Genomic DNA, 12,933 nt, shown 5'->3' with positions numbered 1-12,933 from the left:
GATATAGGGAGGAACCTGAAATTTTGAAATCTTGCAAACAATTGATAGTGTGTTCACTTGCTGCAATCTTATTATTGATTCCATCAGTTTCTTTTGCAGCAGACTCAAACATCTCAGTTAAATTGTTAAATTATATTGGAAATAAATCTAGCATCAGTCTATCGCCAACAGGATTTTATAAAGTAACTGGAGATAATGTTGCTGTTACGGATCGTTTTGCAGGCGCTTCACGATACGAAACTGCGACTCTTGCATCCAACAGCCAGTGGAAAAATCCTAATACAGTGATATTGGTGAACCGAGATATTTTTATTGATGCATTGCCTGTTATTCCATTGGCGAAAAAACTGAACGCACCAGTTTTATTTACTCAGCCTGACACGTTAACAAAAACTACTGAAAGACAAATTGCTAAGTTTAACCCTGATAATATTTTAATCATTGGGGGAGCGCGAAGCATTTCAAAAGACGTAGAAAACAAGCTGAAATCATATGGCGCTGTGAAAAGGATAAGCGGAAAAAATAGATATGTCTTATCAGAAAATATTGCAAAGCAAATGGGCAGCTATGATAAAGCGATCGTTGTAACCGGAAGAGTATTTCAAGACGCTTTAGCCATTGCTCCATATGCAGCAGCACACGGATACCCTATTTTGCTTACAGAGAAAGACAAGCTTCCGGATTATGATTTGCCAAAACAAGTCATCATTATAGGCAGTTCATTTAGCGTCAGTGATAGTGTAGAAAACCAAATTAAAAAAACTTCAACTGTGCAAAGGATTCCTGGATCAACCAGATATGAACTTACGGCAAATATAATTAAGCAACTAAAGTTGAAGGCTGATAAAGTCGTAATGACGAACGGGACAAAATATGCAGACGTATTGATAGGCGCTTCGCTTGCCTCGAAGAAAAACAGCCAAATTTTATTTGTTAAACAAGATAGCGTTCCGGCTGCGGCTAAAAGTATAACGAAAGATAAAGCCACATATGCATACGACTTTATTGGAAGTACCAGTTCAATTTCTGCTGAAGTTGAGAATTCACTTGCTGATGAATTTTATTTAGCTGACGGTGGCACCTATAATCTAAAAATCAACAGCGGAAAATTAAACCTTGAAAACATCAAAACTTACGGAAACTCCCTAAGAATTAAACCAGAAAACTATTCTACTTCAAACAGAATTAGTCTTGATGGAAAGCAGTATCTTGGCACGGTTAATTTCTCTATTGAGTCTACTAAATATATCCGACCGGTAAATGAGAATATTCCATTTGAGGATTACTTAAAAGGAGTAATTCCGAATGAAATGCCTGCTAGCTGGTCACTTGAGGCTCTTAAAGCACAGACTGTCGCTGCAAGAACCTACTCAATAACAAAAACAGGAACTACTGTACCTGATACAACCGCTTTTCAAGTTTATGGTGGCTACAGTTGGAATTCGAATACCAATAAAGCGGTAGAGCAAACGAAGGGGAAAGTTCTGAAATATAATGGATCTCTTATAACTGCAGCTTATTCTTCCAGTAATGGTGGTTACACAGAAGCTAGTAATGAAGTGTGGTCGTCAAGTGTACCTTACTTGATTGCAAAAAAAGATACAAAGGATCCTCAAATAGGCTGGACGCTTACTTTGTCAAAACAACAGCTAGATACGAAATCTTTGGACTTAACGAAGCCTTCTTCTTGGTGGTCTTCAGCGACTGAAACTGATTCTGCAAGACTTTCCGGAGTTAAGAACTGGATCTTGAAAAATAAAGAAACAAGCGCTGATTCTGTCAAAATTGCAAGTATTGACGATTTAAGCTTTAGTGGAACGACACAAGGGCAGCGTGCAAAAACAGCATCGATGAAAGTGAAGTATTTTGTTAAAAGCAGTACTGGCTCCTATAACTTGAGCAAAATTACAACCATTAGTGTACCAACAAGTGAGTTAAGAACAATGATTGGAGCGACTGTATTTAAAAGTACTTATGTGACTGTAAAAAAAGATACTTCAAAGTACACAATCAGCGGTAAAGGATATGGTCACGGGATCGGAATGAGTCAATATGGAGCAAAAGCAAGAGCAGAAGCTGGAGATTCATATAGTTCAATTTTGAAATTTTACTATCCAGGTACAACTCTGACAAGTTATTGATTATTTTAGGATATAACGCCATTTAAGGAGGAAATCAATTGCGTTCTTATATAAAAGTCCTAACAATGTGTTTTCTGGGGCTCATACTTTTTGTGCCAACAGCTTTGGCCGATAACTCAGTGAAAAGAGTTGGGGGAAGCAATAGATACGGCACTGCTGTACAAATATCAAAGCAAATGTATTCAACAGCAAGTACAGCTGTAATTGTTGGTGGGAGTTCCTATGCAGATGCTATTTCAGCAGCACCTCTTGCTTACCAGAAGAATGCGCCATTGCTTTACACTAATTCTGATAAGCTTTCATATGAAACGAAAACAAGATTGAAAGAGATGCAGACTAAAAATGTAATTATTGTAGGCGGAACACCTGCTGTTTCTTCTAACACTGCTAACCAGATTAAAAGCTTGGGGATAAGTATTAAACGAATTGCAGGAAGCAACCGTTATGATACGGCTGCACGGGTGGCAAAAGCGATGGGTGCGACTTCAAAAGCTGTTATTTTGAACGGCTTCTTATATGCAGACGCTCCGGCCGTCATCCCTTATGCAGCGAAAAACGGGTATCCAATTCTTTTTACAAATAAAACATCTATAAATAGTGCGACTACGTCTGTGATAAAAGATAAGGGAATTTCGAGTACCGTTGTTGTAGGAGGCACTGGAAGTATCAGCAATACGGTATACAACAAGTTACCTTCTCCTACAAGAATTAGCGGTTCAAACAGATATGAGCTTGCTGCAAATATCGTACAAAAACTTAATTTATCAACAAGCACCGTATATGTAAGCAATGGATTCAGCTACCCTGACTCTATTGCAGGAGCTACACTGGCAGCTAAGAAGAAGCAATCTCTTATTCTTACAAATGGTGAAAATTTATCTACAGGAGCCCGTAAAATTATTGGAAGTAAAAACATGTCAAACTTTATGATTATCGGAAACACTCCTGCCGTAAGCACAAAGGTTGCTAATCAGCTAAAGAATCCAGTTGTAGGTGAAACAATCTTTATTGATCCGGGTCACGGTGATCAAGATTCAGGAGCAATCGGCAATGGACTCCTTGAGAAAGAAGTCAACCTTGATATAGCGAAAAGAGTCAATACAAAGCTAAATGCTTCAGGTGCTCTTCCAGTACTGTCAAGATCTAATGATACTTTTTATTCTTTACAGGAGAGAGTAAATAAAGCAGCTTCTGCACAAGCAGATTTATTTCTCAGTATACATGCAAATGCTAATGATAGCTCATCACCAAATGGAAGTGAGACGTACTACGATACAACATATCAAGCTGCAAATAGCAAGAGACTGGCTGAACAAATTCAACCAAAGTTAGCGGCTAATCTTGGAACGAGAGACCGGGGAGTAAAAACAGCTGCTTTCTATGTTATTAAATATTCTAAAATGCCGAGTGTTTTAGTTGAAACTGCCTTTATCACTAATGCATCAGATGCAAGTAAATTGAAGCAAGCGGTTTATAAAGATAAAGCTGCACAAGCTATTCATGACGGCACAGTATCTTATTACAGATAATCGAAAGAGACAAATCTAATCACAGATTTGTCTCTTTTTTATATGAAATGATTAAAACAAATAGGACTTGTATATAAAATAGTAAAAGAGTATTAACAACATTTATCAGAAAAAACACGTAATTCACACTTCTTAACATACCATTTACATCCAATTAACATCCGTCTGCTAAACTGACTGGCATAGGTCATCATAACATCCCAAACAAATCGTGAGGTGTGTGTCAGTGAGTGCAGAGAAAAGCATGAATGTGAGTCGTGAATTCTCAGTTCAACAAATACATTCTTTTACATTATCTGAAAAGACGGCTCGTTATTTGGCAATAAAGCGCGTAATGGATATTTGGTTTGCGCTCATTGGATTGGCGATTGCGCTGCCAATGATTGCGGTATTTTCAATTTTGATTTGTTTGGAGACGCCGGGGCCTGCCATTTATACGCAGGAACGCGTAGGGAAAGGCGGGAAGCCATTTAAGCTTTATAAGCTTCGTTCCATGAAAATAGATGCCGAGAAGTCTGGGGCGGTTTGGGCACAGAAGCAAGATCCGCGGGTGACAAGGATCGGAGCTTTTATCAGAAGAACGAGAATTGACGAGCTTCCTCAGCTGTTTAATGTGCTGAAAGGCGATATGAGTATGATTGGCCCTCGTCCGGAACGGCCCGTATTTACGGAAAAATTCCAGAATGAGATTCCAGGCTTTACACAGCGTCTGGGCTCAGGTGAACGGCGGTTACGATATGACGCCGAAGGAAAAGCTGATATTTGATTTATATTACATTCGCAATCTGACTTTCACTTTAGAATTAAAAATTATGTTAAAAACTTGTAAAGTAGTTTGGACGGGTGATGGTGCAAGATAAAACGGGATTCCATTATTCACCATCAATCTGAGCTTAAAAAGAAGTAGGGAATATGATGCCAAGTATTACAAAACAAATCATGAGCGGTGCAAAGTGGACAAGTATTTCAACCATGTGTATTACAATCATACAAATTGTTCAGTTTGCCCTGCTTGGAAATATGATGACCTTAACAGAATTTGGGCTTGTCGGCATGATCACAACGGTTACAGTTTTCGCCCAGATTGTGCTCGATATGGGTTTTGGCGCAGCATTAATTCAGAGAGACGACGCGACGGAGCGCCAGCTGTCAACATTGTATTGGCTTAACATTATGACGGGCGTTTTGCTGTTTGTTCTTTTATATGTGAGCAGTCCTGTCATTGCGGGATTTTATCAAAGAGAAGAGCTGGTGTTTCTGGTTCGGATTCTGGCGATTATGTTTTTGATCGCGCCAATTGGACAGCAATATCAGTATATGCTGCAAAAGCAGCTGCATTTTAATACGTTAAGCAAAATAGAGATTTTTTCAAATGTATTGTCATTCGGATATTTAGCGATAGCGGTTTTTATGATGGATGCGATTTTGGCGTACGTGATTTCTCAAGTCCTGCTGCAGTCCAGTAAAGGGATTTTATATTGGGCTGTATACCGAAAAAAGTGGCATCCTGCTTTTGTTTTTGATTTGAGAGGCATGAAGGATTTCTTTTCTTTTGGAGCCTTTCAGCTTTCATCCCGTCTTGTGAACAGGCTGGGAGCAAATATCGACATGATTTTGATCGGCCGGTTTATTGGTGCTGAAGCATTGGGGATTTATAACCTCGCTTATCAGATTGTCACCATTCCGGTTTTGAAGATCAATCCGATTGTCACACGGGTGGCATTCCCTATTTTCGCAAAAAACAAATATGAAAACAGCGTGATCAGAGAAGGCTTTCTGAATATGACAAAAATGCTGGCGCTTGTTTCGTTTCCGCTGTTAATCGGGCTCGTGTCTGTGTCAGACGCCTTTATCACAGCGGTTTTCGGAGAAAAATGGCTTGCTGCTGTTCCGATCCTAAATGTTCTTGCGATTGTCGGAATACTAAGAGTGCTCATGAATCCAAATGGATCTGTGTTGCTGGCTAAAGGAAGAGCTGACTTAGCGTTTTATTGGGATTCCGGCGTGCTGCTGCTGTACGGATTATCACTGTTTGCAGCTGTACAGACGGGAAGCCTGCTGACAGTCGCATGGGTGTATGCCATTATCAGCGTTGTTAATTTCCTGATTGGGCGCTGGCTTTTGGCATATGTCATCAAGCTTAACCTTTCAGCTTATTTCCAGTCGATTATGAAGCCATTTCTGATTACTGCGGCGATGGGCATCATCGCGTTTGGTGTAAGCCTCAGTACCGAACACTTCAGTATGCAGGCAGAAATGCGGCTGGCCATTTCAGTTGCGGCTGGGGCGCTGTGCTATCTCTTTCTTTTGGTAAAAGCGTACCCTCAAACGAAAAGCAAACTACTAAGAAAAGGACGTTTGTCATGAAGATTTTGTGGATCACAAGCGTATATCCGAGCAGTATGAAACCCGGAGAGGGTGTGTTTCATGAGACACAGGTGCAAGAGCTGCAAAAACTCGGGCTTGATATCACTGTGATATGCCCACGGCCTTTTCATTCAGCACCTGTCCGCATGCTGAAAAAGACATATCGAAAAAAGGATGTCAGACCGGAGTATGAGATTAGAAAGGGGATACCGGTTTACCGGCCTTTCTATCGGGCAGTTCCCGGCCAGCTGAAGTGGGCGCAGCCTCATCGGAGAATCGCATCAGCCGTTTTAAAAACAATGAAACAGCGCGACCTATATCCGGATCTGATCCATGCGCATTTTGCCATGCCATCGGGCGGGGCTGCGGCAGTCGTGTCAGAGTCAGCGCAAATTCCTTATGTCCTGACCTTGCATGGCAGTGATGTGAATGTCTATCCGCATTACAGCAAAGGTGCGTTTAAAGCCTTCAAGCGTGCCGTAGGTTCTGCGTCAGTTGTTTTAGCAGTCAGCCACAAGCTTCAGGAAGAAGCCAAAAAGCTTTCGGGCTTTGACAGCTCGGTTTTGCCAATCGGCATACAGCTCAGCCGTTTTCAGGGGAATGAGGAGACGAAAGAGGAAATCAGAAAAAGACTCGGACTCCCGCTCGATCAGCGTCTGGCTGTCTATGTCGGCCGGCTGGTCAGAGAGAAAGGCATTTTTGAACTGTCTGAAGCGATCGAATCGCTGCAGGACTCTCCTAAGGCAGTCTTTGTCGGGGATGGTCCCGCAAAATCGACGCTGACGCAGAAGGGGCATATCGTCACAGGCCAAGTCCCGAATCATCAGGTAAGAGACTATTTACTTGCGGCAGATCTATTCGTACTTCCTTCTTACAGTGAGGGGATGCCGACTGTTGTGATTGAGGCGCTGGCGCTAAGGGTTCCTGTTATTTGTACGGATGTTGGCGGAGTGTCGTCTTTATTCGGAAAGCACCAACATCTGCTGATTAAACCGAAATCCGCTCAAGCCTTGGCGGAAGCGATCACTCGGTACGAACATGAGCAAATATGGAAGCCGGAAGTAGCAGATGACTTGTATGAAACCGTGCAGGCTCAATTTGACGCAGGAAAAAACGCCAAGGCCTTGCATCATCAGTATCAGACGGTCACGAAAACGTCCGTTTAATCGTAAGACACTGCGACCATTATAAATTGGAAGATCATTTTACAGGAGAGGGTTGAGCGCTGTGAAAAAAATAGCTGTCATTGGAACAGGTTATGTAGGACTCGTATCAGGCACTTGCTTTGCGGAGATCGGCAATAAAGTTGTTTGCTGTGATATCGATGAATCAAAAATCAGAAGCCTGAAAAATGGGGTAATCCCAATCTATGAACCAGGGCTTGCAGACTTAGTTGAAAAAAATGTGCTGGATCAGCGCCTGACCTTTACGAACGATATCCCGTCTGCCATTCGGGCCTCAGATATTATTTATATTGCAGTCGGAACGCCTATGTCCAAAACAGGTGAAGCTGATTTAACGTACGTCAAAGCGGCGGCGAAAACAATCGGTGAGCATCTTAACGGCTACAAAGTGATCGTAAATAAAAGCACAGTCCCGGTTGGAACAGGGAAACTGGTGCAATCTATCGTTCAAAAAGCCTCAAAGGGGAGATACTCATTTGATGTTGTATCTAACCCTGAATTCCTTCGGGAAGGGTCAGCGATTCATGACACGATGAATATGGAGCGTGCCGTGATTGGTTCAACAAGTCATAAAGCCGCTGCCATCATTGAGGAACTTCATCAGCCATTCCATGCTCCTGTCATTAAAACAAACCTAGAAAGTGCAGAAATGATTAAATACGCCGCGAATGCATTTCTGGCGACAAAGATTTCCTTTATCAACGATATCGCAAACATTTGTGAGCGAGTCGGCGCAGACGTTTCAAAAGTTGCTGATGGTGTTGGTCTTGACAGCCGTATCGGCAGAAAGTTCCTTAAAGCTGGTATTGGATTCGGCGGTTCATGTTTTCCAAAGGATACAACCGCGCTGCTTCAAATCGCAAAATCGGCAGGCTATCCATTCAAGCTCATCGAAGCTGTCATTGAAACGAACGAAAAGCAGCGTGTTCATATTGTAGATAAACTTTTGACTGTTATGGGAAGCGTCAAAGGGAGAACCATTTCAGTCCTGGGATTAGCCTTCAAACCGAATACGAACGATGTGAGATCCGCTCCAGCGCTTGATATTATCCCAATGCTGCAGCAGCTGGGCGCCCATGTAAAAGCATACGATCCGATTGCTATTCCTGAAGCTTCAGCGATCCTTGGCGAACAGGTCGAGTATTACACAGATGTGTATGCTGCGATGGAAGACACTGATGCATGCCTGATTTTAACGGATTGGCCGGAAGTGAAAGAAATGGAGCTTGTAAAAGTGAAAACCCTCTTAAAACAGCCAGTCATCATTGACGGCAGAAATTTATTTTCACTTGAAGAGATGCAGGCAGCCGGATACATTTATCACTCTATCGGCCGTCCCGCTGTTCGGGGAACGGAACCCTCTGACAAGTATTTTCCGGGCTTGCCGCTTGAAGAATTGGCTAAAGACTTGGGAAGCGTCAATTTATAAAAAGAAAAAGTGTTACTTGGTTGAAGCTGCCGGCTGCTAGGCTCGGCCGCCGGCTCCTGAAACATCAGGAAAGGGGTTAAACATGTGAGTATCAAACGATCAGCGGTCCATACGCTAGCGTTACTGGCCGCTGCTATATTTGGAGTCGTCCTATTGCTGGGAGCCATCCATAAAGATATAGGTTTCATGCAGATGGCTGCTGTGCTTGCGGTGTTGGCAATTGGCCTGTTTTTACTGACGCTTGCAACCGCATTTACAACAAAAGAACGGCTCTTTATGGCTGTAATCTATATTTTGATCGCCTGCACTTTTTTAAATAATGCATTTTTTGCCATTCATCTTGGATTTTTCAGTTTGTTCCTTTACCGGCTTCTGCTCATTGCAGCGGGTTGCCTTCATATTTTCGGCATGGTTCGGAATCGAACCCATATTGAAAGATGGCATGGGCTGCAAGTAAAAGGGATTTTACTCTTTTTCGCCTTTTGGTTTATATATGGCCTTGTTTCTCTGCTGTGGGCCAAGTCGGTAACAGTTGGCCTCAAGTATTTAGCCTTATTGGCAATGGGGATCTTCTTCATTTATCTTATTGTCATGTACGTGCAAAAAATGGAGCGGCTGATGATTGTTTATGCCATTTGGCTGGTGATGACGGTATTTCTGATGATCATTGGTTTTTACAATCATATCACCCACCATCATCTTGCGAGTTCCACATTGTACAGCGGACCGGAGTACAAGCAGCATTATCCGACATCGGTCTTTTTTAATCAAAATGACTTTGCGACCTTTTTATCCATCAGCTTCTTTTTTTACATCACGATGATGAAAAACATTAAGAATGGATACATCAAGGCAATTGGCCTTGTGCTCTCGCTCTGTGCGTTGTATTTAATTTTTGCCACTGGTTCAAGAGCCAGCCTTCTGGGCATTTTTGCAGGTATTGCTGTCTACATCTTCATTGTATTGCCGCCTGTTTTAAAGAGAATGGCTATATGGCTGTCGGCGGCGGGAATTGCTCTTTTCGCAGTTCTTTTCGCCAGCAAAATCTATTCAAAGTTTTGGGAGCTGTTTCTGGCCCCGCAGACGCTGCATTCATTTCATGACAGGCTTCCATCAAATGTGGCTCGGGCAAATCTGCTGAAAAACGCTTGGCATTTTTTCCTTGATTCATACGGATTCGGAGTCGGGGCAGGAAATGTATCCTATTATCTTGAGCATTATGCTGTATATGATACTGACAATGTGGCAGAGGTGCATAACTGGCTTGTTGAAATTCTTGCTAATTTTGGTTTGTTCATCATGCTGGGATATTTGTCCGTTTATGCCTACCTCATATGGGTGCTTTACAAGTTTTATGAAAGAAAATTAGAAAATCAGTCAAAACTGATCACAGAAGGACTTATTACCGCTATGGTCAGTTTCCTGGTATCAAGTATCAGCCCAAGCTCTGTTTCAAATTTATTTTTCCATTGGGTGTTTATGGCGCTCGTCATCGCCGCCGTGAATGTGTTAAGGCGATCCAGACAAATGCCTGAGCCGATGTACAGATAAACAGACTACAAAAAGCAGGGAGACTTATATGAACGATATATTGATAAGAATAGCCCGTCGCATAAAAAAAAATATCATTTGGATCATAGCGGTGCCAATTATATTAGGTGCGGCGGGGTATATCCTGCCGTCACAGATCGCTGATCAAAAGAGCTATACAGCTGAAGATACTTTGGCTGTGGGGAGCTATGATCATCCGGTTTATAACAGCACAGAAGAGATTCCGCTTCTATTAAAGAGCGACTCCTTTTTGAAGGAGGCGCTTCCTGATGAAAAGGATGAAGATGTAGCAGAGATCAAAGAGAAGCTTACAATCAATACGGAATCCAAATCGTTACTGACTTTAAGCTATAGTGACGAGGATAAGGATAGAACGGAATCTGTCTTAAACGCCATATCCTCCACCTTCCTCAAAAACGATCAAAAGCTGTATGCAGAAAGAGAAGCCGTCATCCGCAGCAGCATAGACGCGCTTGAAGGCGAGTCGGTGAGCGAGGATTCCAAAGTGGATAAAGAGAGATTTTTATATGAACTCAAAAACACACAGCTTAACCTGAAAGCGGCAAGTGTTACTGATTCCGAAACCGTAAGTGAGACAGCAGGCGGCGGTATGTCTCCGAAAAAGAAAGCAGTTCTCGGCGTTATGATTGGCCTTACGATTGCCTTTATGTTCGTTGTCATTCCTGAATTTTTCAGAGAATCCTTTTAAAATCATACGATGGAGATGTGATCATGACCAATTGGAAACCTCTCGTATCTGTCATTACACCTTCCTATAATGCGCGTGACTATATTGAAGACACGGTTCATTCGGTATTAGATCAGAGCCATCCTCATTGGGAAATGATTATCGTGGATGATTGCTCAACGGATGGGACCCGCGACATTTTACAGCAGTATGAAAAAATAGACGAAAGAATTCATGTGGTGTATCTGGAAGAGAACTCCGGAGCTGCGGTTGCTCGCAACAAAGCGTTGGAACGCGCTCAAGGGCGCTACGTAGCATTTTTGGACAGTGATGACAAATGGAAAAAAGACAAACTGGAAAAGCAGCTTGAGTTTATGATGGAGCGCTCCTGTGCGTTCTCTTTCACGGGCTACAGCTTAATGGCGCAGGACGGGACCCCGCTCGATAAATTTATTCATGCGCCGGAAAGCCTGACGTACGATGACGCCCTGAAAAATACAATTATCGGCTGCTTGACGGTGATGATTGACAGGGAGCAAACGGGACAGATCCAAATGCCGAATATCAGAACGAGACAGGACTTAGCCACATGGCTGTCTCTTTTAAAAAAAGGATTTACTGCCTATGGAATGAATGAATGCCTGGCTGAATATCGGCTTGTCAATAATTCAATTTCCAGCAACAAATGGAAGGCTGCGAAAAAAACGTGGTTTGTCTACAGGGAGATCGAACGGCTTCATTTTATGAAAGCAACATGGTGTTTTGTTCAATATGCAAAAAACGCGGTGAAAAAAAGATTATAGCTGCAAACAGAGAGAAAAGGTGATGAAGGTGGAAACAAAAGAAGCAATCATTCATGTCATCGTTGCCACTGCTGAATGGGGAAAAGACCAATTGAGATACAGAAGGCACCGGCTGGCAGAATTTTTAGCTGCTCAGGAGGAAACGAAGGAAGTTATTTGGGTATGTCCGGCTCCGCGTGCCCAAGGGAAAGAGTTTCAGGAAGTCCATTCTGGCATCAGGCAATTCGCTGTCAAAGACCTGCTGCAGAAAAAAATGTTTCGTTTCGGACGATATACAGATGTCTTTTACAGACATAAGCTCTCCCCATTACTCGATGAGCTTACACCTGCTTCTGCAAACGGTGAACGCTGCTGTTTATGGTACACGTTTCCCGGATTCCCGCTGCTGTCTTCGCTGTATTCTTGGGATCAGGTCATTTATGACTGCAGTGACCTATGGGCTGCGCCGATCAGCGGCCGATCAAATCTGCTGTCTGAATTCCGGCGAAAAGTCATTAAATCGGCAGAGCTGAGAATTATACAACGAGCAGATTCAATAACCTGTTCATCAGATTATCTTCACAAGGAAGTAGACAAAAAACTGACTGCAGGACGAGAAAAGGTTCATACTGTGGAAAACGGTGTGGAGTATGAGCTGTTTTCTGCAAATAAACAAGCTCCCGATCGCAGTATACTGCAGGGGAGAGAAGGAATAGTGTTAGGTTTTATTGGCGGGATTAAACCGAAGCTCGATTTTAAAATGATTAAAGAAGCGGCACTGCAAAAGCCTGATTGGACATTTTTATGGGTTGGCCCGGATGCCACCAATGGTGATGTTTCGTTTCAAGAGCTGCTGAGGCTTCCCAATGTCATATGGACCGGTCCGGCAGATCCAAAAGAAGTGCCTCATTATATGGAGCTTATCGACATTGGCATTATGCCATATAAACAATCACCGTATAATCAAGCTGTGTTTCCGCTGAAACTATTTGAATTTTTAGCGGCAGGAAAACCTGTTGTAGGCACTAATCTTCCGTCAACCTCAAAAATGCAAAAGCCGTATGTATACGAATATGTAGAGGGCGATCATCCGATTGATTTTATAGCCGCTTGTGAAAAAGTTCTCGGTCAAAACGGAGACGAGACCTATAAAGAAATGCGCCGAAACATCGCCCGGACACAAGATTGGAATTGCTTATTTAGACAAATTATGAAATATACAGGGATTCAAAAACATGCGTAGTCCTATAAATTGGGATGCG

General features: G+C 42.6%; 9 protein-coding genes, 2 pseudogenes and 2 other annotated features. All 11 genes and pseudogenes read left to right on the top strand.

Annotated elements, in window-relative coordinates; translation table 11 throughout:
- Positions 1-23 precede the first annotated feature (23 nt).
- Complete coding sequence (lytB, locus tag BSU_35630) at positions 24-2,141, top strand: modifier of major autolysin amidase LytC (RefSeq protein NP_391443.1); 2,118 nt, start codon at positions 24-26, stop codon at positions 2,139-2,141.
- Between the two features lie 38 nt (positions 2,142-2,179).
- Positions 2,180-3,670, top strand: coding sequence for an N-acetylmuramoyl-L-alanine amidase (major autolysin) (lytC, locus tag BSU_35620; RefSeq protein NP_391442.1), 1,491 nt, complete (start codon positions 2,180-2,182; stop codon positions 3,668-3,670).
- A 226-nt stretch (positions 3,671-3,896) separates the two neighbouring features.
- Positions 3,897-4,382, top strand: a sequence feature (Evidence 5: Unknown function; PubMedId : 10048024, 11994144, 26284661; Product type e: enzyme).
- Positions 3,897-4,382: pseudogene (tuaAn, locus tag BSU_35610) on the top strand. It overlaps the preceding feature by 486 nt.
- Positions 4,381-4,530: a sequence feature (Evidence 5: Unknown function; PubMedId: 7704262, 26284661; Product type e: enzyme), on the top strand. It overlaps the preceding pseudogene by 2 nt.
- Positions 4,381-4,530, top strand: a pseudogene (gene tuaAc / locus BSU_35609). It overlaps the preceding feature by 150 nt. Before tuaAn ends, tuaAc begins: the two co-directional pseudogenes overlap by 2 nt.
- Positions 4,531-4,585: 55 nt before the next feature.
- The gene (gene tuaB, locus BSU_35600; RefSeq protein ID NP_391440.1) at positions 4,586-6,037 is read left to right on the top strand and encodes a putative exporter involved in biosynthesis of teichuronic acid; all 1,452 of its coding nucleotides are present in this window, start codon (positions 4,586-4,588) and stop codon (positions 6,035-6,037) included.
- Entirely contained in the window at positions 6,034-7,203 is a 1,170-nt protein-coding gene (gene tuaC, locus BSU_35590) for a putative glycosyltransferase (teichuronic acid) (RefSeq protein ID NP_391439.1), read from the top strand. Before tuaB ends, tuaC begins: the two co-directional genes overlap by 4 nt.
- 61 nt (positions 7,204-7,264) lie before the next feature.
- The gene (gene tuaD, locus BSU_35580) at positions 7,265-8,650 is read left to right on the top strand and encodes a UDP-glucose 6-dehydrogenase (teichuronic acid) (protein ID NP_391438.1); all 1,386 of its coding nucleotides are present in this window, start codon (positions 7,265-7,267) and stop codon (positions 8,648-8,650) included.
- An 84-nt stretch (positions 8,651-8,734) separates the two neighbouring features.
- Positions 8,735-10,201, top strand: a complete 1,467-nt coding sequence (gene tuaE / locus BSU_35570) for a putative polymerase of teichuronic acid repeating units (protein NP_391437.1) — start codon at positions 8,735-8,737, stop codon at positions 10,199-10,201.
- Between the two features lie 28 nt (positions 10,202-10,229).
- On the top strand, positions 10,230-10,910 hold the full coding sequence (gene tuaF, locus BSU_35560) for a putative hydrolase involved in teichuronic acid synthesis (RefSeq protein ID NP_391436.1): 681 nt from the start codon (positions 10,230-10,232) through the stop codon (positions 10,908-10,910).
- A 23-nt stretch (positions 10,911-10,933) separates the two neighbouring features.
- Complete coding sequence (tuaG, locus tag BSU_35550; protein ID NP_391435.1) at positions 10,934-11,692, top strand: putative glycosyltransferase (teichuronic acid); 759 nt, start codon at positions 10,934-10,936, stop codon at positions 11,690-11,692.
- A 28-nt stretch (positions 11,693-11,720) separates the two neighbouring features.
- Positions 11,721-12,914 carry a putative glycosyltransferase (teichuronic acid) gene (gene tuaH, locus BSU_35540; RefSeq protein ID NP_391434.1) on the top strand — a complete coding sequence of 398 codons (1,194 nt, stop codon included), beginning with the start codon at positions 11,721-11,723 and terminating at the stop codon, positions 12,912-12,914.
- Positions 12,915-12,933: the final 19 nt, after the last annotated feature.

Origin of the sequence: Bacillus subtilis subsp. subtilis str. 168 (assembly GCF_000009045.1) — a bacterium.
Lineage (GTDB): Bacteria > Bacillota > Bacilli > Bacillales > Bacillaceae > Bacillus > Bacillus subtilis.
Note: the sequence above shows the minus strand (reverse complement) of the source record. Positions and strands in the feature narration are given on the sequence as shown.

Coding starts and splice junctions, on each gene's coding strand:
- tuaF (NP_391436.1), top strand. CDS start 10,230: ATGAACGATATATTGATAAGAATAGCCCGTCGCATAAAAAAAAATATC.
- tuaG (NP_391435.1), top strand. CDS start 10,934: ATGACCAATTGGAAACCTCTCGTATCTGTCATTACACCTTCCTATAAT.
- tuaC (NP_391439.1), top strand. CDS start 6,034: ATGAAGATTTTGTGGATCACAAGCGTATATCCGAGCAGTATGAAACCC.
- tuaB (NP_391440.1), top strand. CDS start 4,586: ATGCCAAGTATTACAAAACAAATCATGAGCGGTGCAAAGTGGACAAGT.